Raw genomic sequence first — 24,997 nt, 5'->3', positions numbered from 1 at the left:
CCCACTCCGTCACGGATACCGGCGTCGCTCATCGCTGCAGCATGAAGTCCCCCTCGGCCACGTCCTACTATCGCGCCACCGCCACGCCGTATCCGGCCTGGCAACCGCTCCAGGGCAGCACGCAGGCGCGCGTTGCGGTGATCGGCGGCGGCTTCGCCGGCCTGAACACTGCGCTGGGGCTGGCCGAGCGCGGCGTGCGCGAGGTGGTGCTGCTGGAGCACGAGCAGGTCGGCTTCGGCGCCTCCGGCCGCAACGGCGGCTTCGTCTTCGCCGGCTATTCGCTGGGCGAGCAAACGCTGCTCGACCAGTTGGGCGAGGCGCGCGCGCAGGCGCTGTTCAAACTCACCACCGAGGCGGTCGGGCGCATCCGCCAGCGCGTCGCCGATCATTCGATCGCCTGCGACATGGTCGACGAAGGGGTGATCTGGGCCAACTGGTTCCGCGATCCGGCCGTGTTGCGCCAGCGCCAGCAGTTGCTGGGCGACCATTACGGCGTACATTGGCAGTGGCTGCCCGAAACCGAATTGCGCGCGCGCATCCGCAGCGAGCGTTACCACGACGGCCTGTACGAGCGCGATGCGCTGCACCTGCACCCGCTCAACTACGCGATCGGCCTGGCCGCCGCGGCAGCCGGGAAGGGCGTGCGCATCCATGAGTACAGCGGTGTGCGCAGCCTCGTGCGCGAGGGCCTGCGGTGGCGCCTGCGCACGGCGCAAGGCGACCTGCTGGCCGACCAGGTAGTGCTGGCCTGCGGCGGCTACCTGGCCGGCCTGCAGAAAACGATCGACCGCGCGATCCTGCCGATCGCCACCTACGTGATGGTGACCGAGCCGCTCGGCGCGCGGCTGGACGACTGCCTGCACACCCACGCGGCGATCTACGACAGCCGCTTCGCCTTCGACTACTACCGCGCGCTGCCGGATACCCGCCTGCTGTGGGGCGGGCGCATCTCGGTGCTCAACCGCTCGCCGCGCGGAGTACAGCGGCTGCTGACGAAAGACCTGCTGCGGGTGTTCCCGCAACTGGATGGCGTGCGAGTCGACCACGCCTGGTCGGGCCTGATGAGCTACGCGCGGCACCAGATGCCGCAGATCGGCGGCGACGGCCGCGGCCTGTGGTGGGCGCAGGCCTTCGGCGGGCACGGGCTGGCGCCGACCTGTGTCGCCGGCGAACTGCTGGCGGCGGCGATCGCCGAAGGCGACGACCGCTGGCAACAGTTCGCCGACTACGGCCTGGGCAGCACCCATCGCCCGTTCGGTTATCTTGCGGCACAGGCCAGTTACTGGTGGCAGCAGAGCCGCGATTGTCTGAAGACGAGGCTGGAAGGATGAGCGAAGTGAATCACCCCGAGATCAGCTGGGCCGATTTCGAGCAGGTGCTGATCGTCGCCGGTACGGTGACGAAGGTGGAACCGTTTCCCGCGGCGCGCAAGCCGGCGTGGAAGGTCTGGGTGGATTTCGGCCCCTACGGCGAGAAGAAGACCAGCGCGCAAATTGCCGCGCTGTACCAAGCCGAGGATCTGCTGGGGCGGCAGGTCGTGGGGGTGATCAACTTCCCCGAAAAGCAGATCGGTCCGTTCCGCTCGCAGTTTCTGCTGACCGGCTTTCCCACCGACGCGGGCGTGGTGCTCACCGCGATCGAACGCCCGGTACCGAACGGCACCCGGCTGGCCTGAGCCGATCACGGCACGTTGCCCGCAATTTGCCTGCAACGCGCCAGCACCTGTTCGCCATCGCCAGCCACCATGACGGTCCCGTCCGGTCATGGAGCTCACGCATGAACCGCATCATCCGCACGCTGTGAATCGGCGCTGGCCTTTCTCTGGCCAGCCTGGCGCAGGCGCAGCAGGCGAGCTGGAGCCAGCCGCAGCAGCCATTCCGCATCTACGGCGACAGCTGGTACGTGGGTACACGGGGGCTGAGCGCGGTCCTGATCACTTCGCCGCAGGGCCACGTGCTGATCGACGGCACGCTGGAAGGCAACGCGGCGCAGATCGAGGCGAACATCCGCGCGCTCGGTTTCCGTCTGCGCGACGTCAGGCTGATCCTCAACTCGCACGCCCATTCCGACCACGCCGGGGCCATCGCCCGGCTGGCGCGCGACAGCGGCGCCACGGTGGCGGCCAGCGCGGCTGGTGCGAAGGCGCTACGCCTAGGCGGCGGCGACCCGGACGATCCCCAGTACGGCATGGCGCCGCGCTACCCGGCGGTCACGCCGGTCAAGGTGGTGGCCGACGGTGCAGCGGCGTAGGCAGGCTCGATCGCCGTCACGGCGTATTACACGCCCGGCCACACCACGGGCAGCACCTCGTGGACCTGGCGCTCGTGCGAAGCGGGGCGCTGCCTGTCGCTGGCCTATGTCGACAGCCTCACTGCACTCAGCCGCGAAGGCTTTCACTACAGCGACGAGCCGGCGCGGGTCGCGGCTTTCCGCCAGTCCTTCGCGACCGTCGCCGGTCTGCCTCGCGACATCCTGATCACCCCGCATCCGGAGGCCAGCGGCTTTATGCAGAAGGTTGCCGCACGCGATCGCAAGCGTTCGTCCGACGCCTTGATCGATACCGGCGCCTGCCGCAGCTACGCCGCGGCGGCGGAGCCACGTTTCGAGGAACGACTGACGAAGGAGCGGCAAGAAGCACGCACAACAGGCAAGTGAGCCGCTGCCGATCAGCGGTCCAGCCATACCTCCAGCCCCTGTGCGTTCAGCTCGATGTCCATGCCCAGCAGCTGACGCAGCGCGTCGCGGCCCTGCTGCCAGCCATGGGCTTCGGCGCGGGCGGCGTAGAGCTCGGTGAGCGATTCCATCAGCGCAGCGTGCCGGTCGGGCCGGCCGTGCGCGGCGCGGGCCAGCGCGACCATCGCGTCGATCTGCACGTGCAGATCGGCCGCCAGCCGTTCGACGTCCTCCACCTGGCCATAGTGGGTGAGGTACATCGCCTCGGGCTTCAGCGCGAGCAAGCGCTCGATCGACGCATGCAGCGCGGGCGGATCGAACTGCACCGGCGACGTGGTGGGCAGGATGAACGGGCCGTTCTTGGTATCGAAATCGTGGTAGGAGAGGCCGAATACGTCGCCAGTGAAGCACACGGCGGCGCGCTCGTCGTATACGGTGAGGTGGTGCTTCGCGTGGCCGGGGGTGTCAAGGCAGCGCAGCGGACGACCGGCCAGATCCACCACGTGTCCGTCCGGCACCGCGGTCACCCGCTCGGCCGGGATCGGGCGCAGCCGCCCGTAGGTCTGCTCCATCACCGACTCGCCGTACACCGCGCTGGCGCCGGCCCACAGCGCCGACGGATCGATCATGTGACGGGCGCCGCGCGGGTGCACCACCAGCTGCGCGTTCGGCAGCCTTGCGATCAGCTCGCCGGCGCCGCCGGCGTGGTCCAGGTGCACGTGGGTGAGGATCAGCCAGTCCACCGCGGCGGCGGAAATCCCGGCTTCGTCGAGCGCCGCCAGCATGCGCGGCACAGCGAAGTTCGTGCCGCAGTCGATGAAGGCGCCGCGGTCGTGCTCGACCACCAGGTAGGCCGCATCGAACTGCGGACGCACGAAGCCGGTGTCGATGGTGTGGATGCCGTGGATGCCGTGGATGCCGTGGGTGTGTGCCATGCCTGCCTCGTGAACCGGACGATCCGTCGAGGGTAGCAAGCCGCCGCAGCGCAGGCACCCGGACCATGGTCGAGTTCCGGCCATCCGGGACCAGCTTGTTCCTGCGCCTGCATCACCTGCAGGTCATTGCGCCGGGCCTGCTGGTCATCGGGCTGAGCGTGCTGGGTTTCCTCTGCCTGGGCGTGGCCGGCTGGCTGGGCGGCAAGCTGGTGTACGGGCGCCGGCTGGGCGTCAGCCCACCGTCTGCCTGAGCTTCGGCGGGCGTGGCACGCACCACAGGTACCAGGCCGCAGCGGTGCGGTGCGGGCTCCAGTTCGCACCGATCGCCGCCAGCGCCTTCGGCGCGGGCGCCGTGTCCAGCGACTTCAGCAGGCGATAGCCCTCGCGTACGCCGAAGTCGTCCGCTGGCAGGATGTCCGGGCGGTCCAGGCTGTAGATCAGGAACATCTCCACCGTCCAGCGGCCGATGCCTTTCAACACGCAGAGCCGGGCGACCAGTTCCTCGTCCGGCAGCGCCAATGCCGTGGCCAGATCGGGAACGACGCCGTCGACCGTGGCCGCGGCAATGCCGCGGATCGTCTCGATCTTGCGCGCCGAAAAACCGCAGCGGCGCAGGCTGTCGACATCGGCCTCCAGCAATTGCGCCGGTGACGGAAACGCCTGCTGCGGATGCAGCGCCAGCAGCCGCGCCAGGATCGCGTCGCCGGCCCGCACGTGCAGTTGCTGGTAGGCCACCGCGCGTACCAGCGCCTCGTACGGCGCGCGCGCCGGTTTTGCCTGGTGGCTGCACGGGCCGACCTGCGCGATCAGGCTTGCCCAGTCGGCGTCGAGCGCGGCCAGGAACGTGGCGGCGTCAGCCGGCACGGCGAAAACTCAGGTTGATGCGGCGCTCGCCCAGCGCGGCGTGATGGTTCGCCTTCAGCGGCAGCACGCCATGGAAGCGCAATCGCGCCCCGCCGCCCCACACCACCACGTCGCCATGCGCCAGCGGCACGCGCTGCACGGGGTCGGTGCGCCGCAGGCCGCCGAACAGGAACACCGCCGGTATGCCCAGCGACGCCGACACGATCGGCGGCCCGAGATCGCGTTCGTCGCGGTCCTGGTGCAGGCTGAGCCGGGTGCCGGGTTCGTAGCGATTGAGCAGGCAGGCATCCGGCACGAAGCCGGGAAAGCCGGCGCGTGCGGCGGCGGCCACCGCCAGCCGCATGAATGCCGGCGGCAGCGGCGGCCATGGCTCGCCGCTGTCCGGATCGCGTGGAGCGTAGCGGTAGCCGCGGCGATCGCTGGTCCAGCCCAGCGGCCCGGCATTGGTCATCGCCACCGACATGCGCAGGCCGCCGGGCGTGAGCTGATGGCGGAACGGGGCCTGCGCCGCGATCGCCGTCACCGCCTGCAGCAACGCCGATTCCTCCGCCAGGGCGAAGCCGCGCAGCACCACCGCGCCGTCGCACAGCCGCTCGTCCCGACGGACGGGATGGTGGTTGGCGCCGAACAGGTCGGTGGTGATCATGCGGCGTCGTGGAAGATGATGCCGAGCGTATGGCGGCGACCACTGCGCACGCGACTGATGCCGTGGCGCAGGTTCACCCGGTAGCTGCCGCGCGTGCCCTGCACCGGGCGCTGGTGCACCGCGAACAGCACCGCGTCGCCCTGGCGCAGCGGCACCACGTCGACGCGCGACTGCATGCGCGGGCGCTGCTCGGTCAGCACGAATTCGCCGCCGCTGAAATCGCGTCCCGGCTCGGACAGCAGGACCGCCAGCTGCAGCGGAAACACCTGCTCACCGTACAGGTCCTGGTGCAGGCAGTTGTAATCACCGGCGCCGTACTGCAGCAGCAGCGGGGTGGGACGTTGCTGGCCGGCGGCATGGCAACGGGCGATGAACTCGGCATGCGTGGCCGGGTAGCGTGTGGCCAACCCCATTGCCGCGTTCCAGCGGTTGGCGATGGGCGCCAGCGGCGGATAGATCCCGTCGCGCAGCGCGACCACCCGTTCGGGCAGGGGGTACTCGAAATAGCGGTACTCGCCACGGCCGAAACCGTGCTGGCCCATCACCACACGGCTGCGGAAACGTTCGTCGTCCGCATACATGCCGGCCAATGCCAGGCACTCTTGCGGCGACAGCAGGGCTTTCAGCATCGCGCCGCCGTGCGCGTCGAGCTCATCGGCGATGCCGGCCCAGTCGTACCCTTGCAGCCGCGCCCCGGTGCCGGCGGACGCTTGCAGCTGCGCATTCATGCCTGCGCCTCGCGCTCCAGCAGGGCGCGTTTGCGCGGCACACCCCAGCGGTAGCCGGACAGGCCGCCGTCGTTGCGCACCACGCGATGGCATGGGATCGCCACCGCCAGCAGGTTGCTGGCGCACGCCTGGGCCACCGCGCGCGCCGCCGTGGGCGCGCCGATGCGCCGCGCGATTTCGCCGTAGCTGGCGGTGCTTCCCGCTGGAATCTCGCGCAGCGCTTGCCATACGCGCTGCTGGAATGCGGTACCGCGCACATCCAGCGGCAGGTCCAGCCCGATCGCGGGCGCCTCGATGAAGCCGACCACCTGCGCCACCAGGCGTTCGTAATCGCGGTCGCCGCCGATCAGCCGGGCCTTGGCGAAGCGATCCTGCAGCTCGCGCGCGAGCGCGTCCGGGTCGTCGCCGAGCAGGATCGCGCACACGCCGCGTTCGCTCTGCGCCACCAGGATCGCGCCCAGCGAACAGGCGCCGATGGCGAAACGGATCTCGCTGTCGACGCCGCCGGCGCGATAGCTGGAAGGCGTCATGCCCAGTACCTGGTCGGCAGTTTCGTAGAAGCGGCTGCTGGCGTTGTAGCCGGCATCGAAGATCGCCGCGGTCACGCTGTGGCTGTGCTCCAGGCCATTGCGCACGCGGCGGTTGCGATGCGCCGCGGCGTATTGTTTCGGGGTCACCCCGGTGACCGCCTTGAACACGCGGTGGAAATGGAACGGGCTGAGGCCGCTCGGTTGGGCCAACTGTTCCAGCGTCGGCGCGGTCTCGGCATGCTCGATCGCGCGGCAGGCGGCGGTGACCATCGCCGCCTGCTGCTGCGCCAGCGACGGCTGATCGGGCCGGCAGCGCCTGCAGGGGCGAAAGCCGGCGCGCTCCGCTTCGGCGGCGGTGGCGTGGAAGGCGACGTTCTCCGGCCGGGCCGCTCGTGCGGCGCAGGACGGACGGCAGTACACGCCGGTGCTGCGCACCGAGTAGAAGAAGCTTCCATCGGCGTGCGCATCGCGCGCCTGTACCGCGACCCAGCGCGGGTCGGCCAGGGTGGCGGCGCGTGCCGCCTGCTTGTCGAAAGTATGCATGGCTGTCCCTTCCGTCGGATTATCGCTCAAGGCGCAATCTACGGACCGACAGCCGCCGTGGCACTCCGGGTCTTGCGGTCGAATCGAAGCGCAGCCATGCCGGCGAGCACCGGCATGGCGTCGACCGCCATGCGAAACTCAGGGCGCGGCGTCCACCAGCACCAGCTCGGCATCCTCGATCGCGGTGATGTGCAGCGTGGCCTCGTCGCGGATCGCCGCGCCGTCGCGGGCCTCCAGCTTCACGCCATTGACGTCCACCTTGCCGGTGGCCGGCACCAGGTAGGCGTAGCGACCATGCTGCAACGCGTACGCGACGCTTTCGCCGGCCTTGAGCGTGGCGCCGAGCACGCGCGCGTTGGTACGCAGCGGCAAGGCCTCGGTATCTTCCTTGAAACCGCTGGCCAGTGCCACGAAGCGGCCCGAACGGTCCCCCTTGGGGAACGGTCGCGCGCCCCAGGACGGCGGCTTGCCGTTCTCGTCGGGGATGATCCAGATCTGGAAGATGCGCGTGGTCACGTTCTCGCGGTTGTACTCGGCATGGGTGATGCCGGTGCCGGCGCTCATTACCTGCACATCGCCGGCTTCGGTGCGACCGGCGTTGCCGAGGCTGTCCTGATGGCTGATGGCGCCTTCGCGCACGTAGGTGATGATCTCCATGTCCGCATGCGGATGCGGCGGAAAGCCGGTCTGCGGCGCGATGGTGTCGTCGTTCCACACACGCAGCGCGCCCCAACCCATGCGCTTCGCGTCGTGGTAGCCGGCGAACGAGAAGTGGTGTTTCGCCTTGAGCCAGCCGTGGTCGGCTCCGCCCAGGCGGTCGAAAGGTCTGCGTTCAATCACAGCGGTATCCCTCATGCTTGATCGCGCCCGATGGCGCCTGTTCCCAACATAAGGTTACGCAGCAGCATCTGAAACCGGCGCGAAGGAAACGGATCGTCGTCGTTTCGGCGCCAGTGGACTCACCAGTCGGTCGGCCGGTAATCCTTCAGGAACTGGCCCCACACGTGCTCGCCGGTATTGATGCCGTGGATGATCGGATCGACGATGCGCGCGGCGCCGTCGACGATGTCCAGCGGCGGGTGGAAGCGCTCCTCGCGCACCTTCTTCGCCGCCAGCTCGGCCGGGTCCTCGTCGGTCACCCAGCCGGTGTCGACGCTGTTCATGTGGATACCGTCGTTGTGGTAATCGGTGGCCGCGGTGCGCGTCATCATGTTCAGCGCGGCCTTGGCCATGTTGGTGTGCGGGTGGCGGGTGGTCTTGAAGCTGCGGTAGAACTGGCCTTCCATCGCCGACACGTTGACGATGTGCTTGTCGCGCTCGCCCGTGCGCAGCATCAGCGGCTTCAGCCGCGCGTTGATGATGAACGGCGCGATCGCGTTCACCAGCTGTACCTCCAGCAATTCCACCGACGGCACCTCGGCCATCAGCAGCCGCCACGAGTTGCGCTGGCGCAGGTCGACCTGCTGCAGGTCCTGGTCCAGCCGGCCTTCGGGGAACAGGTGGCTCTGCGCCAGCAGCTCCTCCGGCAGCAGGGGGAGCTGCGACAGCTCGGCAGCGCGGGTCAGCCCGGCCAGTTCCGGACCGCGGCTGGCCAGCGCGGTGCTGCTGGGCAGGATCTCCGCGCCGCGCAGGCCCTCGTAGTGGCCTACCAGCCGGCGCACGTGCTCGGGCAACTCGTGCAGCGCGGCGGTCTCGCCTTCCATCATGTGCGCGTAGAACTCCGGCGGCCGGCGCACGGTCTGGCAGGCGTTGTTGATGATGAAATCCAGCCGTGGCCGCGTCGCCACCAGTTCCTGGCAGAACGCCTCCACGCTGGGCGTGTGGCGCAGGTCGAGGCCGTAGACCTGCAGGCGGTGACCCCATTCGGCAAAGTCGGGTTCTTCCGCATAGCGCGCGGCCGAGTCGCGTGGGAAGCGGGTGGTGACGATCAGCTCGGCACCGGCGCGCAGCAGCTTGAGTCCGGCCTGGTAACCGATCTTCACGCGGCCGCCGGTAAGCAGCGCCACCCGGCCGCGCAGGTCGGCCAGCTCGCCGCGCTTGGCATAGTTGAACGCGGCGCACTCCGGGCACAGCTGGTCGTAGAAGAAGTGGATGGCCGTGTATTTCTGCTTGCACACGTAGCAGTGCTTCGGCTCGACCGACTCGCGCGGTTGCGCGGCGTCGGCCGCCGGCGGCACGTCGTGCGGCAGGAAGCCTTCCGGCGCGAATGCGTTCGGCGTGGTGAACACCGGCTTACGGCGCAGGCTGCGGATGCCGGTCTGGTTCAGCACGGTGTCTTCAGCCGCCACCTTCGAGGCGTAGCGTGCCTTTTCGGCGGCTTTCAGCTTGATCCGGCGAGCCGCCGGGTCGGGGTGGTAGAGCTGCGCCACGGCCTGGTGCAGACGTTGGCGATCCTCGGCTGGAAGCCGGTCCAGCAGCTGCCGGTCGGCGGCTACCGATTCCAGCAGTGCCGTGGCGTCGCGCAGGCGCTCCAGCAGGTCGGCGCCCGTATGATCGGGCAGGGCGGTGGGGGCGGGCACGGTCGTCAAGAGCTGATCCATCGTCGTAGGGGCGGGCAAGTGCCTCGCCAGCCGCCTATTTTGCCTGTTTTCCGTCTCGGCCCGGAAAGCGCCGGCGCGACTCAAACAGAGTCGAAGTTCGATTATTGCGCAGCAGTGCACATTTTCGTGGCACGGCTAATGCAAAAGTGGCGTCGTGGCTGTCCAGGCGGGACGGCATCAGCGGTATCCGGGCGGCGCGGTGTGACAGAGTCGAGCATCGTGGCCGCCTTTCAGCAGCGAAGGTTTTTTGTGAGTGTGTCGACCCCCGCAAGTGTGCCCCTGAAAGAGGCCGCCAAGGCCAGAACTGCCGCTGTTGCTGTTTCCTCCGTCGATACCCTGCTGGGCGACCTGCCTACCGCGCACCGCGCGCTGCCGATCGGCCACCGGATCGCCGGGCAGGGTTGTCATGGCACCAAGGCGCCCCTCCGGCCGGGCAACGCTAGGCTCGCGGCTCGCGTACGTTTCGTCTACTTCGCGCGAAGCGGGGCCGAGCATCGGGCTGACTGTCATCGGCACCTGGTCGTGGCCGAGATCCTGCTTGGGCGGGTGCTTGCCGCCCACGCTGCCGGCCTGCGGTCGATGGCGCCGGCGCTCGATTACGCCGCCGAGGCGTGCGTCGCGCTGCGGCCGCCGCACGACATGTTCCACCCGGCTACGCTGGAGTACCGCCGCTGGTACCGCGCCGACGGCACTACGCGCACGCAGCCGCTGACCCGCGAGGCGCTCTCGCTGCGGCTGGCCGCCGACGAGAACCTGTCGATGAAAGAGGCCCGTGCCCGCGTCGCGAGCCGCTCGCGGGCGCTACCGGCAGTCGACCAGGCCTGGCTGATCGACCGCCGGAGCACCCCGCTGGCGCGCCGCCCGCTCAACCAAGCCGAGTACCTTGCGCTGGCCGCAGCCCTCGACGGCATCTGGCAAGCCTCGACCGGTAGCTCGGACGTGGAGTGCGTGAACCGACGGATCGTGTTGCGCGTGGTTGCCGCGCTGGGCAGCCTGCTCGACGAGTACGCCGCCTCGCCGTTCAAGACCGCCGCCCTGAGCGAGGTCTTCAACGAGCACCACCTGGCCCACCTGCGCCGAAGCATCGAGGACTCGCGCCGGGCGGAGTCCGATTCGGGCGCCCTGCTGGCCGGCCCGAAGGCCTGGTTTGCCGCCAAGAGCGCGCGGATGCGCGCCGAGCATCAGCTTGGCCTGGCCAAGTCGCCGGCGGCGTTCCCGGCGATGCAGCTGGCTGGCCGTGCCCAGGTCGCGGTGGTCGGGGGCCGCCTGCACATGTTCGTAGACGGCCGGCGCCCCGGCGTACGTCCGGAGCCGACGCACGTCACCTTCGGCTGAACCCCCGCGCCCCCGCTGGCGTAGCGCGACTCAGTGCACGTAGTAGTTGATCGCCAGCGGCGGCGTGATCGTGGTCGGCGTGTTGTGTCCGTCGGTGATGACACGGGTACCAAACAGCACGCCCAGCGTGGGACTCCAGCTGTACTCGATCGCCGGCGCAAAGCCGAACGCCTCGCTGGAGCGCCCGTCCAGGGGGTAGGCGAACCCGCAGCCCCATCACCGCGTACGCGGGCACCGTGACTGCGCCAACAGCTGAGGTCGAGCGCCAGCACCCAGCACCCAGCGCCGGCTGAGGCTGTATTCCCAGACGGCGTCGACGTAGAACGAGCGCCCCGGCCGAGCGTGCCTGCGAAAGCCAGCCGGGGTACCGCAGACGCTGGCATTCTCGACACGCGCCCGCGTCGAGAATGACCGCGCCACATTGAAATGCATGCGCAGGATGTGTCCGTTGGCCAGCCAGAAGTAGGTCTGCGTGTTGACCTGCAGCGTGGTGGTGGCGTCGATCGACCGGGTCTGTCGTGTGGAAGGCCCGTTTCTCGTTGCTGCCGATCACGTTCCCATGGCACGCTCCCGCGTTCACCTGCGGGACATCCTGCAGCTTTGAAACTCCATCGTTTGAATCGTGGGAGCAGTAGTGCGATACGGCCCATTCGAGAATGCTGCACGCCGACGCTGCTCGCGCATCGTTGGTTGCGCTTGGTGGCTGCTCGTCTGTGCAGGCTTGGTCAGTGCGGCGCGCGCCGAAGGCGTTGCGGCGCGCCGCAGCGCAGATGCCACGCCGCAGCGCATGGCCATCCAAGTCAACGACGACCGCATGACGGTGACGCTGGCCGGGGCGCCGCAGATTTATCTCTACGGCGTGATCGACGCCGATGCGCCGCAGCGGTTCGAGGCCTTGCTGAAGTCGGGCAAGGTTCCTGCCGGGGCCGACGTCTACCTGAACTCCGCGCAGGGCGAGCTGGCGGCCGGCATGGCGCTGGGGCGCCTGTTCCGCGCCAGCTCGATGACGACGCATCTGGGCACGCCGCGGCGCAAGCGTGGCGGCTACCGGGGCGCGAAGGCCGCCGTCTGCAGCGGTGCGTGTGCCTATGCCTACTTTGGCGGCCTTTACCGCTGGGCTCCCACGGGTGGCGATCGCATCGGTCTGATCCGCCACCGGTCCGCCGGTACCACGCCGGACCAGCCGCTGCAGGGGGAGGCGGACGCCTACCTCAAGGCGATGGGCATCGACCTCGATGCTCTCGCCGCGCCGTCAGCGTCCGCCGTCGATTCGCCGATCTGGTTGGATGCGGACCAGATGACCGTCGCCGGCCTGGCCAACAACGGCCGGTTGCCCTTGAAGACGAAAAGCTGGCTGTTGCCGCCGGCGCCTTTGCTGGAACTGCATCAGGAGAACCGGCGCGGCACCTATCGGCTGGTCCTGCAATGTCAGCCGGGCAGCGTGACGCTCACCGCCTACGACCAGGTGGGTGCCACCCGCGCCGCGCAGATCGTGGCGCACGAAACGCGATCGTATTTCGAGGTCGATCGCCAGCCTGTGCTGGTCGAACCGCGCGGTGCCGCGCGCGTCGTCGATAGCGCCGTGGTGATCAGCCGGCCGTGGTCGCCTGGCGAGCTGGGGCGGCTGCTTTCGTCGAGCTCCATCGGCGCCTGGGTCGGTGGTCGGCGCAGCGCGTTCCGCTACGGTGCCACTTTCGTGCTCTATCCGGCCCGGCAGGCCATCAAGGATTTCTACAACGCCTGCTGGCGCGCCGCGCCGTGGCCAGTCAAACAGGCACAGGAAAAGAACGGCTGAGCCTGTGGGCCGAGCGGTTGCCGTAAAAACGGGCGCGCATCGCTGCAACTTCACAGATGCATGACTTCCGACCTTCAATAACCTCTGACCCTTCGGCGCCGGCCTGACGTGGCATAGGCTGCGCGCAACCATCGCGTGGGGCCGCGCGGCTCCCGATGGCCGCGGACGGAGAGCGAATCGATACCTGCCAAGGTGGCCATCCCCAGGCCTGGCAGGCGGCCGTCCGGAATTTCCATGAGCGGATGGCCAGGCAAGCTGGCGGGCTCAGGTCCCCTGTCGTTTCAACGAAATCAGGAAAATTCCATGAACAAGCACTCCCTCCCGAGCCATCCTCCCCGGCGCCTCCGCGGCTTTCCGCTTCGGCGTCTTGCGATGATCGCGCTCGTCGGCGCATGTGCGGCGGGATCCGCCACGGCCTTCGCGCAGGCCACCATGGGCAATATTTTCGGCAAGGCACCGGTCGGCGACACCGTCTCGGTGCTAAGCACCACGTCCGGCTTGCTGCGCCAGAACCAGGTCGATGCCAAGGGCCGCTACTACATCGGGCCACTGCCGGTGGGCAATTACACGGTAACCCTGGAAGAGAACGGCCGGCCCATAGTCAAACACCTGAACGTGCCGGTCGTGGTGGACCGCGGCATCAAGGTCAACTTCGACTGCATGGAGGGCGAATGCGCGAAACTGGCGAGCAAGCCATAGCCAGGCCGTCAACAGCAACGGCGCCGTATCGCTACGGCGCCGTTGCTGTTTTCGCCGGTGGCGGCGCGGTGATTCCAGCCTTGGCCGGAATGCCGGGCGGAAGCATCAAAGCGCCTCGAAAATCCCCGCTGCGCCCATGCCGGTGCCGATGCACATGGTGACCATGCCGTACTTCTGCTTGCGCCGGCGCATGCCGTGCACCAGCGTGGCGATGCGCACCGCGCCAGTGGCGCCGAGCGGATGGCCGAGCGCGATGGCGCCGCCGAGCGGGTTGACCTTGGCCGGGTCGAGCTTGAGGTCGCCCATCACCGCCAGCGCCTGGGCGGCGAAGGCTTCGTTGAGTTCGATCCAGTCGAGCTGGTCCTGCCTGATGCCGGTCTGCGCGAGCGCTTTCGGGATCGCTTCCTTCGGGCCGATGCCCATGATCTCGGGCTTGACGCCGGCCACCGAGAAGCCGACGAAGCGCGCCAGCGGCTGCAGGTTGTACTTCTTCAGGGCCGCTTCGCTGGCCAACAACACGGCGCCGGCGCCGTCGGACATCTGGCTGGAGTTGCCGGCGGTGACGGTGCCGCCGAACTGGCCGTTGCGGAATACGGTCTTGAGCTTGGCCAGCACTTCCAGCGTGGTGCCGGCGCGCGGGCCCTCGTCGTTCCCGATCAGGCGGCTGTCGGTGACGATGCCGCGGCTGGCGAGGTCGGGGTAGTGGTCGGCGAGCTGGAACGGGGTGATCTCGTCCTTGAACTCGCCGGCGGCCTGGGCGGCCAGCGCGCGGCGGTGGCTTTCCACCGAGAAGGCGTCCTGCTGCTCGCGGCTGACCTTCCACTGCTTGGCCACGTTCTCGGCGGTGATGCCCATGCCGTAGGCGATGCCGATGTGCTCGTTGTCGAAGATGGCCGGATTCATCGCCACCTTGTGGCCCATCATCGGCACCATGCTCATGCTCTCGGTGCCGCCGGCGAGCATCAGGTCGTCCAGGCCCAGGCGGATGCGGTCGGCCGCCATCGCCACCGACTGCAGGCCGGAGGAGCAGAAGCGGTTGACGGTGACGCCGGGCACGGTGTCGGGCAGGCCGGCCAGCAGCGCGCCGATGCGCGCCACGTTCATGCCTTGCTCGGCCTCGGGCATGGCGCAGCCGATGATGACGTCGCCGATCTGGTGCGGGTCGATGCCGGGCGCCTGCGCCATCACGGCGCGGATGACGTGGGCGAGCATGTCGTCCGGACGGGTGTTGCGGAACACGCCGCGCGGCGCCTTGCCGACCGGGGTGCGGGTGGCGGCGACGATGTAGGCGTCCTGGATTTGCTTGGTCATTTGCTTTCTCCGAAAGCCGGGATTCGGGATTGGGGATTCGGGATTTGTCAGAGCGGTCCGACGTGATCCCGATCCTTTCGCGCAAACCGGCGCTTCAAATGGTGTTCGGTGAGTGGCGTTGAAAAATGCGCTGAGAATTCGGATTAGCGGCTTTGCCGAATCCCGAATCCCCAATCCCGAATCTCAGTTCCTCAGTGGCTTGCCGGTAGTCATGGTGTGGGCGATGCGCGCCTGGGTCTTTTCCATCCTGGCCAGTTCCACGAAGTGCTTGCGCTCCAGCGCCAGCAGCCATTCCTCGTCCACCGTGGAGCCGCGCTCGATCACGCCGCCGCACAAGGTGTCGGCGATGCGCCGGGCGATCTCCACGTCGTGCTCGGAGGCGAAGTAGCCGGCCTGCAGGTTGGCCAGCGAGGCGCGGAAGGTGGCGATGCCCACGTCGCCGGCGACCGGGATGGCGCGCTGGTACAACGGCGGGCGCCAGCCGGACTCGGCCAGCGAGTTCGCCACCTGCTTGGCTACGTAGAGCAGCTCGTAGGCGTTGAACACCACCACGTCGCTGTCACGCAACAGGCCCATGGCCTTGGCCTCGATCGCGCTGGGCGAGACCTTGGCCATCGCCAGGGTCTCGAACACCTTCTTCAGTTCCTCGAACGGGTCGGCTGGGTTGGCCTTGGCCGCGCGCACAGCCAGCTCGTGCAGGCCGCCGCCGGCCGGCAGCAGGCCCACGCCGGCCTCGACCAGGCCGATGTAGCTTTCCAGCGCAGCGACCGTGCGCGCCGAGTGCATCTGGAATTCGCAGCCGCCGCCCAGCGCCAGTCCGCGCACCGCCGAGACCACCGGCACCAGCGAGTGCTTGATGCGCATGCTGGTGCGCTGGAAGTTGGCGACCATCTTCTCGAAGTCGTCGAACTTGCCGGCCTGCAGCAGACCGAGCGCGCCCTTGAGGTCGGCGCCGGCGGAGAACGGCTCGCCGGTCTGCCAGATTACCACGGCCTTGAGTTTTTCCTCGGCGATGCCGATGGCGTGCTGGATGCCGTCGAGCACGCGGTCGTTGACCGTGTGCATCTTGGTCTTGAACGAGATGATGCCGACGCCGTCGTCGCCCAGCGTCCACAGGCGGATGCCGTCGTTCTCCCACACGGTGCTGCCCTGGTCGAACTTCTCGCCCAGGATCGGATCGGGGAACAGCTGGCGCCGGTACACCGGGTGCTGCGAGCGCGGCTTGTCGGCCTTGGCGCTGGCCGACCATGAGCCGGACTTGCCATGCACGCCGCTGCGGCCGTCGGTGACCCAGGCGGGCAGTGGCGCCTTGCTCATCGCCTTGCCGGCGGCGATGTCTTCCGCGATCCACTGCGCCACCTGCTGCCAGCCGGCGGCCTGCCAGGTCTCAAACGGGCCGAGCTTCCAGCCGTAGCCCCAGCGGATCGCGAAGTCCACGTCACGCGCGGTGTCGGCGATGTCGGCCAGGTGGTAGGCGGTGTAGTGGAACAGGTCGCGGAACGTCGCCCACAGGAACTGTGCCTGCTTGTCCGCGGATGCGCGCAGCTTGCCGAACTTCTCGGCCGGGTCCTTGATGGCGAGAATCGCAGCGACCTCGTCGGAGGCTTTCTGCTCGGACGGGCGATAGTCCTGCTTCGCCACGTCGAGCACGACGATGTCCTTGCCGGCCTTGCGATAGAAACCGGCGCCGTTTTTCTGGCCCAGCGCGCCCTTTTCGATCAGGCCGCTCAGCCACGCCGGCGCCTTGAAGTAGGCGTGCCACGGGTCGTCGGGCAGGGTGTCGGCCATGGTCTTGATGACGTGGGCCATGGTGTCCAGGCCGACCACGTCGGCGGTGCGGTAGGTGGCGCTCTTCGGGCGGCCCACGGCGGGTCCGGTGAGCGCGTCGACCACGTCGAAGCCCAGCCCGAACTGTTCGGTGTGGTGCATGGTGGCCAGCATCGAGAACACGCCGATGCGGTTGCCGATGAAGTTCGGCGTGTCGCGGGCGATCACCACGCCCTTGCCGACAGTGGTGACGAGGAAGGCTTCAAGGCCGTTGATCACCTTCTGGTCGGTGAGCTTGGTGGGGATCAGCTCGACCAGGTGCATGTAGCGCGGCGGGTTGAAGAAGTGCACGCCCGAGAAGCGGTGGCGCATCTCCTCCGGCAACGCCTCGGCCAGCGTATTGATCGACAGGCCGGAAGTGTTCGAAGCGATGATCGCGGTCGCTGACAGGTGCGGGGCGATCTTCCGGTACAGGTCCAGCTTCCAGTCCATGCGCTCGGCGATCGCCTCGATCACCAGGTCGACATCCTTCAAGTGCGCCATGTCCTCGTCATAGTTGGCCGGGATGATCGCGGCGGCGAGGTTCTTGTCGGCCAGTGGCGCCGGCGACAGCTTGGCCAGGTTGGCGATGGCCTTCAGCGCAATGCCGCTCTTTGGGCCTTCCTTCGCGGGCAGGTCGAACAGCACGGTTTCGACGCCGGCGTTGGTCAGGTGCGCGGCGATCTGCGCGCCCATGACACCGGCGCCCAGCACGGCAGCCTTGCGGATGCGCAGCGCTGATGTGGGTGAATATGCAGCGGTCATTGGCTTCTCCGGATGTGCAAAGGGTGGGACAGATGGATCAGGGATGGCCGAGCCCGGCGACGGCGAAACGGATCAGGTGCTGCGCGGTCTGCTCGCGGTGCGCGCGCTCGCTGACGTCGCTCTTGCGCTGGATCATGCCGAAACCGGACATCGCATGGGTCAGCGCGCCGGTGACCAGGTCGACGCGCCAGTACAGCTCTTCCTTGCTCAACTGCGGCAGCAGGCGGGCGAATTCGGCGGTGAACTGGCGCATCACGTGGCCGTAGTTCGCCGACAGGAACTGGCGCAGGGTATCGTCGTGTTCGGCGAACGCACGGGCCAGCACGCGCATGAACAAGGCGCCGCTGTCGTCGTGCGAGAGGTCCAGGGCAGGGCGGATGAACGCCTCCAGCACCTCCTCGAGTGTGGTCTGCGGCGCGCCGGCGAGGCAGGACAGGGCGGTCAGGCGGCGTTCGTTCAAGGCATCCAGCCGGCGCCGAAACACTTCCTCGACCAGCTTGTCCTTGGAGCCGAAGTGGTAGTTGACAGCAGCCAGATTGACCCCGGCCGCGGCGGTGAGCTGGCGCAGCGAGGCGCCATCGAAGCCGCGCTGGGCGAACAGGAGTTCGGCGGCGCCGAGTATCCGTTCCTTGGTCGAGCCGGAGCTGTTCACGGGCGGAACCATCCATCGGCCAGAAGGCCGTTCAAACGATCGTTTGAGCATACGCGGACAGCCTGGCGGCCGTCAAACGGACGTTTGTCGCCGGCCGCCAGCGACTTGCGTATGAGTTAGAATCTGTCAGACTTTCGTGGGCTAAACCCGCAATCCAAGTCGGAATTGGCCGCTCGCCGGCCCGCCGGCCTACCTCTTTTCCCATCCATCCGTTTCCCGGAGCAGACCCGTATGGCGCTGGAGCGCACTCTTTCCATCATCAAACCCGATGCCGTCGCCAAGAACGTCATTGGTGAAATCTATGCACGCTTTGAAAAAGCCGGCCTGAAAATCGTCGCCGCGCGCATGAAGCAGCTGTCGCGCGCCGAGGCGGAAGGCTTCTATGCGGTGCACCGCGAGCGTCCGTTCTTCAAGGCGCTGGTCGAGTTCATGATCTCCGGCCCGGTAATGATCAGCGTGCTGGAAGGCGAGAACGCCGTGCTGGCTCACCGCGACCTGATGGGCGCCACCAATCCGAAGGAAGCCGCGCCGGGCACGATCCGCGCCGACTTCGCCGAGTCGATTGACGCAAATGCCGTGCATGGCTCCGACGCCACTGACACCGCCAAGGTGGAGATTGCGTATTTCTTCGCGGCAACGGATGTCCTGTCGCGTTAATTGGTGCGTTCATTCGTGAACACGAAAACTAAATAGCGGCTATCCGTGGCCGCACAGTTGAAACAAGTGCGTTCATCGGTGAACGCGAAGATCAAAAAACGGCCATTCGTGGCCGCACCATTCAATTAAGAGTTTTTTCTTGAACAAAGTTGTTGCCAGCTCGAACAAGGTCAACCTGCTCGACTTCGATCGCCAGGGTCTGCGTGATTTCTTCACGCAGATCGGCGAGAAGCCGTATCGCGCCGAGCAGGTGATGAAGTGGATCTATCACGACCTGGAAGACAACTTCGAGAACATGACCGACGTGGGCAAGGCGCTGCGCGCCAAGCTCACCGAGGCCTGCACCATCGGCGCGCCGAAGACGTTGCTGGACAAGGTGGCCACCGACGGCACGCACAAGTGGCTGCTCGGCATGGACAGCGGCAACGCGATCGAGACGGTCTACATCCCCGAGCCGACCCGCGGCACCTTGTGCGTCTCTTCGCAGATCGGCTGCGCGCTGAACTGCCAGTTCTGCTCGACCGGTGCGCAGGGCTTCAACCGCAACCTGTCCACCGCCGAGATCATCGGCCAGGTATGGGTGGCGGCGAAGTACCTGGGCAACGTCACCCACCAGAACCGACGCATCACCAACGTGGTGATGATGGGCATGGGCGAGCCGCTGGCCAATTTCGACAACGTGCTGAAGGCGATGAAGCTGATGCGCGACGACCTTGGCTTCGGCCTGGCGGCGAAGCGCGTCACGCTGTCCACCGCCGGCCTGGTGCCGCTGATCGACCAGTTGTCGGATGCCATCGACGTGTCGCTGGCGGTGTCGCTGCATGCGGCCAACGACGAACTGCGCACCGAGCTGATGCCCATCAACAAGCGCTATCCGCTCGCCGAGCTGCTGGCGGCTTGCCAACGCTGGATTGCGCGCAAGCCGCGTACCTCGATCACCTTCGAGTACACCTTGATGCAGGGCGTCAACGACCAGCCCGAGCATGCCCGCCAGCTGATCAAGCTGATGCGCAAGCTGCCGACCTGCAAGGTCAACCTGATCCCGTTCAATCCCTTCCCGGGCACCCAGTTCAAGCGTTCGGCCCCGGACGACATCCACCAGTTCCAGACACAGCTGTTGAATGCCGGCGTGCTGACCATGCTGCGGCGTACCCGCGGCGACGACATCGACGCCGCCTGCGGCCAACTGGCTGGGCAGGTCGCAGACCGCACCCGGCGCAGCGCCAGCATCCGCAAACGGCAGGACGAGGGGGCAACGCATGCGATTTGACCGGGCCGTGATCTTCAGCCTGCTGTTGCCGCTGGCCGGCTGCGTCACCACGCACTCCGACAGCAGCTCGCTGGGCAAGAGCATGCCGCAGAGCAGCAAGGCGGACCAGGCGGAAGACGCCGCGCGGATCCACACCGAGCTGGGCCAGCGCTACATGGCCAACGGCGACCTGCAGACCGCGCTGGAAAAACTGACCAAGGCACTGCAGTTCGACCCCAACTACGCGCCGGCGCATACCGTGATCGCGGTGCTGTACGAGCGCATCAACAAGCTGCCTGAAGCCGAGCAGCATTACCGCAAGGCAGTGGCGCTGGAACCGGCCAAGGGTGCACCAAACAACAACCTCGGCGTGTTCCTTTGCCACACCGGCAAGATCGCCGAGGCGAACCAGTATTTCCAGAAAGCCGTCGCCGACCCGTTCTACCAGACCCCCGACGTGGCCCTGACCAACGCCGGCGTCTGCCAGCTGCGCGCCAACGACATCGCCGGGGCCGAAGCAAGTTTTCGTGACGCCATCGCAAGAAATCCAGATAATGCGGAGGCACTCTTCCAGCTTGCCAACACGCTTTATCTGCACAAGGATGCATTTCGCGCCAGGGCTTTCCTTCAGCGGTACGATGCGCTGGGCAAGTCGACTGCCGCGTCGCTCAAGCTAGGCCACGACATCGAAACCCGACTGGGCAACCTGGAAGGTGCCCGTTCTTACAGCAAGCGATTGCTCAGCCAGTTCCCGGACTCGGAGCAGGCGCACACCGTAGACACCACTGCCAGCCCATGACCTCCATGCAGCAGTCTCAACCGCCCGAACAGGGCTCAAGTGAGCCAGGGTTGTCCGGTATCAATTTGCCCGACCTGGATGTGGCACCGGCAAACCCCCACACGGTGAGTTTCGGCAGTCGCCTGCATGCGGCGCGTGAAGCCCATGGCCTGGATCTGGAAGCCTGTGCCCATGCATTGAAGCTGCCTGCCCGGGTGCTGCGCCAGCTCGAGCGCGACCAGTACGACGGCATCGACTCCAAGATCTACCTGGCCAGCTACATCCGCAAGTACGGCCACCATCTGGGCATCAACGAGGCGTCACTCCAGGTCGAGCTAGATCGCATCAAGCAGATCGAGCCGCCGCTGGTGGCCACCGGCGGCATCTCTCATTCGCGCTTCCTGCTCGATCGCTACGCCACTGCCGCCACCTACGTCGTGTTGACTGCAGTGATCGTGGTGCCGATGATCTGGCTGGGCGTGCGCGGCACGCTGGATCGTGACCTCAGCCACCTCGCGCCGCTGGATGCCGCTCCGGTTGCCCAGTCGGAAGCCCCCGCCACCCACGCCGCCGCGCCCGACGTGGCGGCCGCGGCTCCGCAAACGCCGCCCAAGGCAGAAGCTCCGCAGGCGCAGGAGCAGCCGCTACTGGCCTCGATGGCGCCGTTTCCGAACCTGGATAACGCCAGCCTGCCGTCGGTCAAGCCGGTTGCCTCTGCCGCGAGCAGCGAAGCGGGCAGCCACAGCCTGAGCCTCAACCTTTCCGCGGCGAGCTGGGTCGAAGTGACCCGGGCCGACGGCACCCGGCTGGAATACGGCCTGCTTCCGGCCGGCAGCAACAAGTCCTATCGCAGCGACCAGCCGTTGGATGTACGCATCGGCAACGCCAGCGGCGCCCAGGTCAGCATCGACGGCAGCGCGATCGGCCTGGATGATTTCCGGCACGCCAACGTGGCTCACTTCCGCCTGCAGATGCAGGACGGCAAGGCCTCCGCAGCCAGCCTCTGATCGCCATCGCGGGCCGCTGCGTGCGGCCCATATCGGTTATGCTTGCCCACTTGGTTCGCTCGGCAACGAGCGGGCGCAAGCGGCTTTTCCTCTGGTTACCACACTGGCCTGTGTTCGCGTCTGCGCGGGTAGCCTCTTGAATGGTGATTGCATGGCATTTGAAGAATACGACAAGTACGAACAGAGCGAGCTGGTGCAGAAATGGCTGCGCGACAATGGCATGTCGATCGTTGTCGGCATCGCGATCGGCCTGGTCGGCATCTTCGGTTGGCAACAGTGGCGCAACCATCAGGCCCGCAACGAAGGCGCGGCCTCGCAGATCTATCAGCAGATCCAGATCGCGCAGGCATCCGGCAAGCCGGATACCGCCTCGCAGCTGACCGACCAGCTGATGAAGGATTATGCCAAGTCGCCGTTTGCCGTGTTCGCCGTCAGCGAGCGAGCCAGGCAGCAGGTGCAGGCCGGCCAGCTGGACAAGGCCGAGTCGTCGCTGGAGTGGGCCGAGGCCCATGCCGGCGCCCCACCGTTGAAGTCGCTGACCTTGCTGCGCATCGCGCAGGTGGAACTGGCCCGCGACCACGGCCAGCAGGCGCTGACCACACTGGATCGCATCCCGGCCGACAGCTACCAGGGGTTGGTGCAGGAACTCCGCGGCGACGTACTGGTCAAGCTTGGACGCTCCGATGAAGCACGCAAGGCCTACCAGACGGCCCTGACTGCACTGGGCGAGGAAGCGCCGCAACGCGGTGCCTTGCAGATGAAACTCGATGATCTGGCCATGGCCGGGAAGCAGGGTGCATGAAACCTGAAATGATCAAACGTGCCTTGCTGATCACGCTGGCTTCGCTGGTGACGCTCACCGGGTGCCATTCGTTCAAGAAGGAAAATGTCCAGCCGCCGACGCCGCTGGCCAAGGACTTCAAACCGACGGTGCAGGTTACCCGCCTGTGGCGCAGCAGCGTGGGCGACGGTGCGGGCACCAGCGGCGTGCGGCTGCGCCCGACCGTGGTCGACGGCGTGCTCTATGCCGCCAGCACGGACGGCAAGCTGGTGGCGCTCGATGCCGCCAGCGGCAAGAGCCTGTGGTCGAAGAGTTCGCGCACCCACGGCTGGTTCGGCTGGGGCGACAAGAAGCGCAAGGACGCCACGTACGCCGGCGGCCCGGCGGTCAGCGGCGACCTGCTCGCCGTCGGCACGCTGGACGGCCACGTCTATGCCGTGAATGCGAAGGACGGCAGCCCCCGCTGGGACGTGGCGGTGAGCAGCCAGGTGCTGGCCTCGCCGGTGATCGTCGGCGACATGGTCGTGGTGCGTACCGGCGATGGCCGCATCTACGCGCTGGACGCCGCAACCAGCCAGCGCCGCTGGGTCTACGACCAGGGCACCGTGCCACTGCTCAGCCTGCGCGGCAACGGCCCGCTGCTGGCGGCCAACGGCGTGCTGTTCTTCGGCAGCGACGACGGCAAGCTGGTCGCCCTGCGCCAGGACAACGGCGCAAAACTGTGGGAACAGAAACTGGCCAGCGGCGAAGGCCGTACTGAAATCGATCGCCTGAACGACGCCGATGGCGCGATCCTGCTGGACGGCAGCACGCTCTACGGTACCGCCTATCACGGCAACCTCGTGGCGGTCGACGGCCCCAGCGGCAGGCCGTTGTGGACGCACCCGTTTTCCAGCTTCGAGTCACCGGCGGTCAACGACCATGCGGTCTACGGCGTCAACGACGCCTCGGTGGTATGGGCATTCGACAAGAATGGCGGCGCCGACATGTGGAAGAACGACGCGCTGAAGTACCGCTGGCTCACCGGCCCGGCCGTGCAGGGCAACTACGTCGTGGTCGGCGACCTGGAAGGCTACGTGCATTGGTTGCAGACCGGCGACGGCGCGCTGGCCGCCCGTGAACGGCTGTCGAAGAAGGCGATCCGCGCGCAGCCGCTGGTGGTGGGCGACACCGTGTACGTCGAGGACGTCGAGGGCCGCATCGGCGCCTACCGTCTGTCCGCGCACTGATCGCCGGAACAAAGTACTTCCCATGCTGCCCGTCGTCGCACTGGTTGGTCGTCCGAATGTCGGCAAGTCGACCCTTTTCAACGTGCTGACGCGCAGCCGCGACGCCCTGGTGGCCGACATGCCGGGCGTCACCCGTGATCGCCACTACGGCATCTGCCGCATCGGCGAGCGGCCATTCGTGGTGGTCGATACCGGCGGCCTGTCCGGCACCGAAGACGCCATGGATGTGCTAACCGCGAAGCAGGTGCGCTTGGCGATCGCCGAAGCGGACGCCCTGGTGTTCGTGGTCGACGCCCGCGACGGCCTGTTGCCGCAGGACGACGCGATCCTGGCCGAACTGCGGCGCAGCGGCAAACCGATCGTGGCAGTGGTCAACAAGACCGACGGCCTCGACGAACAGGCCGTGATGGCCGAGTTTTTCGCCTTCGGCATCGGTGCCACCTTGCCGTTGTCGGCGGCGCACAACCGCGGCACCGACGATTTTCTGCGCGTGCTGTTGCCGCTGCTGCCGGCCGATCGGGAGCCGGCCGCGGAAACCGAGGGCGAGGACGGCAGCATCCGCGTGGCCATCGTCGGCCGTCCGAACGCCGGCAAGTCGACCCTGATCAACCGCCTGCTGGGCGAGGAGCGGCTGATCGTCTCCGACGTCGCCGGCACCACCCGCGATCCGATCCGGGTACCACTCGAACGTGACGGCAAGCGCTACACGCTGATCGATACCGCCGGCATCCGGCGCAAGGCGCGGGTCGAGGAGGCGGTGGAAAAATTCAGCGTCATCAAGACGCTGCAGTCGATCGCCGCCGCCCAGGTGGTGGTGGTGATGATCGATGCCCGCGAGAACCTCGCCGACCAGGACCTCACCCTGATCGGCTACGCGATCGACGAGGGCAGGGCGCTGGTCATCGCAATCAACAAGTGGGACGACATGGACCCGTACCAGCGCGACGAGTGCCGCCGCGCGCTGGATCGCCGGCTGGTATTCGTCGACTGGGCCAAGCAGGTGCAGATTTCCGCGCTACACGGCTCGGGCCTGCGCGAGCTGATGCGCGCGGTGGTGCGCGCGCATGCATCGGCGACCAGGGAGCTGGTGTCCTCCGACCTCACCAAGGCACTGGAAAAGGCTTACGAGAGCTATCAGCCGCCGCTGGTGAACGGCCACGCGCCGAAGCTGCGCTTTGCGCATCCTGGCGGCACCAACCCGCCGACCATCGTCATCCACGGCAGCCGCACCAAGCACATCGCGCCGGCCTACCAGCGCTACCTCGAAAACTTCTTCCGCAAGCGCTACAAGCTGGAAGGCACGCCGATCCGGATCGTGTTCCGCGAAGGCGAGAATCCGTACGCTGGGCGCAAGAAGGTGCTGACCAAGGAACAGCAGCACAAGGCAAGACGCCGGCGCAGCGAGCTGATCAAGCGCACCCGCTGAGAGCCTGTTTGCGACCTCCGGATGCCTACGCCGTTTGTGCGCATCGGG

25 protein-coding genes are annotated in these 24,997 nt (G+C 67.4%); 15 read left to right on the top strand and 10 right to left on the bottom strand.

Annotated features, from left to right (window positions below; translation table 11 throughout):
- Positions 1-41: 41 nt before the first annotated feature.
- From LRK53_RS11290 to LRK53_RS11275, 4 genes are all read left to right on the top strand, one after another.
- Positions 42-1,331: an NAD(P)/FAD-dependent oxidoreductase gene (locus tag LRK53_RS11290; RefSeq protein WP_027492504.1), complete on the top strand. Its 1,290-nt coding sequence runs from the start codon at positions 42-44 to the stop codon at positions 1,329-1,331.
- The gene (locus tag LRK53_RS11285; protein ID WP_027492505.1) at positions 1,328-1,675 is read left to right on the top strand and encodes a tRNA-binding protein; all 348 of its coding nucleotides are present in this window, start codon (positions 1,328-1,330) and stop codon (positions 1,673-1,675) included. Before LRK53_RS11290 ends, LRK53_RS11285 begins: the two co-directional genes overlap by 4 nt.
- Before the next feature lie 227 nt (positions 1,676-1,902).
- A complete protein-coding gene (locus LRK53_RS11280) occupies positions 1,903-2,250 on the top strand; it encodes an MBL fold metallo-hydrolase (RefSeq protein WP_235642090.1) in 348 nt (115 codons plus the stop codon).
- 255 nt (positions 2,251-2,505) lie between these two features.
- Positions 2,506-2,655 (top strand): hypothetical protein, encoded by a 150-nt coding sequence (locus LRK53_RS11275; RefSeq protein WP_235642084.1) that lies wholly within the window; start codon positions 2,506-2,508, stop codon positions 2,653-2,655.
- A gap of 11 nt (positions 2,656-2,666) precedes the next feature.
- On the opposite strand, the gene LRK53_RS11270 is transcribed toward LRK53_RS11275, so the two are convergent.
- A complete protein-coding gene (locus LRK53_RS11270; RefSeq protein WP_027492506.1) occupies positions 2,667-3,608 on the bottom strand; it encodes an MBL fold metallo-hydrolase in 942 nt (313 codons plus the stop codon).
- 65 nt (positions 3,609-3,673) lie between these two features.
- Between LRK53_RS11270 and LRK53_RS11265 the strand changes: the two genes are divergently transcribed.
- A complete protein-coding gene (locus LRK53_RS11265; protein ID WP_037089494.1) occupies positions 3,674-3,859 on the top strand; it encodes a DUF2231 domain-containing protein in 186 nt (61 codons plus the stop codon).
- On the opposite strand, the gene LRK53_RS11260 is transcribed toward LRK53_RS11265, so the two are convergent.
- The 6 genes from LRK53_RS11260 to LRK53_RS11235 form a co-directional block, all read right to left on the bottom strand.
- Entirely contained in the window at positions 3,840-4,472 is a 633-nt protein-coding gene (locus tag LRK53_RS11260) for a DNA-3-methyladenine glycosylase family protein (protein WP_027492507.1), read from the bottom strand. The genes LRK53_RS11265 and LRK53_RS11260 overlap by 20 nt on opposite strands.
- Entirely contained in the window at positions 4,462-5,118 is a 657-nt protein-coding gene (alkB, locus tag LRK53_RS11255) for a DNA oxidative demethylase AlkB (protein ID WP_027492508.1), read from the bottom strand. The genes LRK53_RS11260 and alkB overlap by 11 nt, the downstream gene beginning before the upstream one ends.
- Positions 5,115-5,846, bottom strand: coding sequence for a 2OG-Fe(II) oxygenase (locus LRK53_RS11250; protein ID WP_027492509.1), 732 nt, complete (start codon positions 5,844-5,846; stop codon positions 5,115-5,117). The genes alkB and LRK53_RS11250 overlap by 4 nt, the downstream gene beginning before the upstream one ends.
- On the bottom strand, positions 5,843-6,919 hold the full coding sequence (gene ada / locus LRK53_RS11245) for a bifunctional DNA-binding transcriptional regulator/O6-methylguanine-DNA methyltransferase Ada (RefSeq protein WP_027492510.1): 1,077 nt from the start codon (positions 6,917-6,919) through the stop codon (positions 5,843-5,845). Before ada ends, LRK53_RS11250 begins: the two co-directional genes overlap by 4 nt.
- 138 nt (positions 6,920-7,057) lie before the next feature.
- Complete coding sequence (locus tag LRK53_RS11240) at positions 7,058-7,774, bottom strand: pirin family protein (RefSeq protein ID WP_235642082.1); 717 nt, start codon at positions 7,772-7,774, stop codon at positions 7,058-7,060.
- A gap of 104 nt (positions 7,775-7,878) precedes the next feature.
- On the bottom strand, positions 7,879-9,459 hold the full coding sequence (locus tag LRK53_RS11235; protein ID WP_425504504.1) for an SDR family NAD(P)-dependent oxidoreductase: 1,581 nt from the start codon (positions 9,457-9,459) through the stop codon (positions 7,879-7,881).
- Positions 9,460-9,678: 219 nt separating this feature from the next.
- Between LRK53_RS11235 and LRK53_RS11230 the strand changes: the two genes are divergently transcribed.
- The 3 genes from LRK53_RS11230 (at position 9,679) to LRK53_RS11220 (ending at position 13,288) form a co-directional block, all read left to right on the top strand.
- On the top strand, positions 9,679-10,794 hold the full coding sequence (locus LRK53_RS11230) for a hypothetical protein (protein WP_235642076.1): 1,116 nt from the start codon (positions 9,679-9,681) through the stop codon (positions 10,792-10,794).
- Positions 10,795-11,581: 787 nt separating this feature from the next.
- Positions 11,582-12,589: a hypothetical protein gene (locus tag LRK53_RS11225; protein WP_235642075.1), complete on the top strand. Its 1,008-nt coding sequence runs from the start codon at positions 11,582-11,584 to the stop codon at positions 12,587-12,589.
- A 303-nt stretch (positions 12,590-12,892) separates the two neighbouring features.
- Positions 12,893-13,288: a carboxypeptidase-like regulatory domain-containing protein gene (locus LRK53_RS11220; protein WP_027492515.1), complete on the top strand. Its 396-nt coding sequence runs from the start codon at positions 12,893-12,895 to the stop codon at positions 13,286-13,288.
- 105 nt (positions 13,289-13,393) lie between these two features.
- On the opposite strand, the gene LRK53_RS11215 is transcribed toward LRK53_RS11220, so the two are convergent.
- The 3 genes from LRK53_RS11215 to LRK53_RS11205 all read right to left on the bottom strand — a co-directional run bounded on the left by LRK53_RS11215 (position 13,394) and on the right by LRK53_RS11205 (position 17,834).
- A complete protein-coding gene (locus tag LRK53_RS11215) occupies positions 13,394-14,599 on the bottom strand; it encodes an acetyl-CoA C-acyltransferase (protein ID WP_027492516.1) in 1,206 nt (401 codons plus the stop codon).
- 183 nt (positions 14,600-14,782) lie between these two features.
- A complete protein-coding gene (locus LRK53_RS11210; protein ID WP_235642074.1) occupies positions 14,783-17,170 on the bottom strand; it encodes a 3-hydroxyacyl-CoA dehydrogenase/enoyl-CoA hydratase family protein in 2,388 nt (795 codons plus the stop codon).
- A 37-nt stretch (positions 17,171-17,207) separates the two neighbouring features.
- Entirely contained in the window at positions 17,208-17,834 is a 627-nt protein-coding gene (locus LRK53_RS11205; RefSeq protein ID WP_037089508.1) for a TetR/AcrR family transcriptional regulator, read from the bottom strand.
- Positions 17,835-18,053: 219 nt separating this feature from the next.
- On the opposite strand from LRK53_RS11205, the gene ndk reads away from it, so the two are divergent.
- The 7 genes from ndk (at position 18,054) to der (ending at position 24,949) form a co-directional block, all read left to right on the top strand.
- The gene (ndk, locus tag LRK53_RS11200) at positions 18,054-18,479 is read left to right on the top strand and encodes a nucleoside-diphosphate kinase (RefSeq protein ID WP_008436261.1); all 426 of its coding nucleotides are present in this window, start codon (positions 18,054-18,056) and stop codon (positions 18,477-18,479) included.
- Positions 18,480-18,618: 139 nt separating this feature from the next.
- Positions 18,619-19,749, top strand: coding sequence for a dual-specificity RNA methyltransferase RlmN (gene rlmN / locus LRK53_RS11195; RefSeq protein ID WP_027492518.1), 1,131 nt, complete (start codon positions 18,619-18,621; stop codon positions 19,747-19,749).
- Complete coding sequence (gene pilW / locus LRK53_RS11190; protein ID WP_027492519.1) at positions 19,739-20,527, top strand: type IV pilus biogenesis/stability protein PilW; 789 nt, start codon at positions 19,739-19,741, stop codon at positions 20,525-20,527. Before rlmN ends, pilW begins: the two co-directional genes overlap by 11 nt.
- Before the next feature lie 50 nt (positions 20,528-20,577).
- Complete coding sequence (locus tag LRK53_RS11185; RefSeq protein WP_235642073.1) at positions 20,578-21,513, top strand: helix-turn-helix domain-containing protein; 936 nt, start codon at positions 20,578-20,580, stop codon at positions 21,511-21,513.
- Between the two features lie 151 nt (positions 21,514-21,664).
- On the top strand, positions 21,665-22,315 hold the full coding sequence (locus LRK53_RS11180; protein ID WP_027492521.1) for a YfgM family protein: 651 nt from the start codon (positions 21,665-21,667) through the stop codon (positions 22,313-22,315).
- On the top strand, positions 22,312-23,523 hold the full coding sequence (gene bamB / locus LRK53_RS11175; RefSeq protein ID WP_027492522.1) for an outer membrane protein assembly factor BamB: 1,212 nt from the start codon (positions 22,312-22,314) through the stop codon (positions 23,521-23,523). Before LRK53_RS11180 ends, bamB begins: the two co-directional genes overlap by 4 nt.
- 22 nt (positions 23,524-23,545) lie before the next feature.
- On the top strand, positions 23,546-24,949 hold the full coding sequence (gene der, locus LRK53_RS11170; protein WP_027492523.1) for a ribosome biogenesis GTPase Der: 1,404 nt from the start codon (positions 23,546-23,548) through the stop codon (positions 24,947-24,949).
- The last annotated feature ends 48 nt before the right edge of the window (positions 24,950-24,997 follow it).

Origin of the sequence: Rhodanobacter thiooxydans (assembly GCF_021545845.1) — a bacterium.
Taxonomy (GTDB): Bacteria; Pseudomonadota; Gammaproteobacteria; order Xanthomonadales; family Rhodanobacteraceae; genus Rhodanobacter.
Note: the sequence above shows the minus strand (reverse complement) of the source record. Positions and strands in the feature narration are given on the sequence as shown.

Excerpts from the sequence above, each read along its gene's own strand:
- LRK53_RS11290 (WP_027492504.1), top strand. The coding sequence starts at position 42 with ATGAAGTCCCCCTCGGCCACGTCCTACTATCGCGCCACCGCCACGCCG.
- LRK53_RS11285 (WP_027492505.1), top strand. The coding sequence starts at position 1,328 with ATGAGCGAAGTGAATCACCCCGAGATCAGCTGGGCCGATTTCGAGCAG.
- LRK53_RS11275 (WP_235642084.1), top strand. The coding sequence starts at position 2,506 with ATGCAGAAGGTTGCCGCACGCGATCGCAAGCGTTCGTCCGACGCCTTG.
- LRK53_RS11270 (WP_027492506.1), bottom strand. The coding sequence starts at position 3,608 with ATGGCACACACCCACGGCATCCACGGCATCCACGGCATCCACACCATC.
- LRK53_RS11265 (WP_037089494.1), top strand. The coding sequence starts at position 3,674 with ATGGTCGAGTTCCGGCCATCCGGGACCAGCTTGTTCCTGCGCCTGCAT.
- alkB (WP_027492508.1), bottom strand. The coding sequence starts at position 5,118 with ATGATCACCACCGACCTGTTCGGCGCCAACCACCATCCCGTCCGTCGG.
- LRK53_RS11250 (WP_027492509.1), bottom strand. The coding sequence starts at position 5,846 with ATGAATGCGCAGCTGCAAGCGTCCGCCGGCACCGGGGCGCGGCTGCAA.
- ada (WP_027492510.1), bottom strand. The coding sequence starts at position 6,919 with ATGCATACTTTCGACAAGCAGGCGGCACGCGCCGCCACCCTGGCCGAC.
- LRK53_RS11240 (WP_235642082.1), bottom strand. The coding sequence starts at position 7,774 with ATGAGGGATACCGCTGTGATTGAACGCAGACCTTTCGACCGCCTGGGC.
- LRK53_RS11235 (WP_425504504.1), bottom strand. The coding sequence starts at position 9,459 with ATGGATCAGCTCTTGACGACCGTGCCCGCCCCCACCGCCCTGCCCGAT.
- LRK53_RS11225 (WP_235642075.1), top strand. The coding sequence starts at position 11,582 with ATGGCCATCCAAGTCAACGACGACCGCATGACGGTGACGCTGGCCGGG.
- LRK53_RS11220 (WP_027492515.1), top strand. The coding sequence starts at position 12,893 with ATGAACAAGCACTCCCTCCCGAGCCATCCTCCCCGGCGCCTCCGCGGC.
- LRK53_RS11215 (WP_027492516.1), bottom strand. The coding sequence starts at position 14,599 with ATGACCAAGCAAATCCAGGACGCCTACATCGTCGCCGCCACCCGCACC.
- LRK53_RS11210 (WP_235642074.1), bottom strand. The coding sequence starts at position 17,170 with ATGACCGCTGCATATTCACCCACATCAGCGCTGCGCATCCGCAAGGCT.
- LRK53_RS11205 (WP_037089508.1), bottom strand. The coding sequence starts at position 17,834 with ATGGTTCCGCCCGTGAACAGCTCCGGCTCGACCAAGGAACGGATACTC.
- ndk (WP_008436261.1), top strand. The coding sequence starts at position 18,054 with ATGGCGCTGGAGCGCACTCTTTCCATCATCAAACCCGATGCCGTCGCC.
- pilW (WP_027492519.1), top strand. The coding sequence starts at position 19,739 with ATGCGATTTGACCGGGCCGTGATCTTCAGCCTGCTGTTGCCGCTGGCC.
- LRK53_RS11180 (WP_027492521.1), top strand. The coding sequence starts at position 21,665 with ATGGCATTTGAAGAATACGACAAGTACGAACAGAGCGAGCTGGTGCAG.
- bamB (WP_027492522.1), top strand. The coding sequence starts at position 22,312 with ATGAAACCTGAAATGATCAAACGTGCCTTGCTGATCACGCTGGCTTCG.
- der (WP_027492523.1), top strand. The coding sequence starts at position 23,546 with ATGCTGCCCGTCGTCGCACTGGTTGGTCGTCCGAATGTCGGCAAGTCG.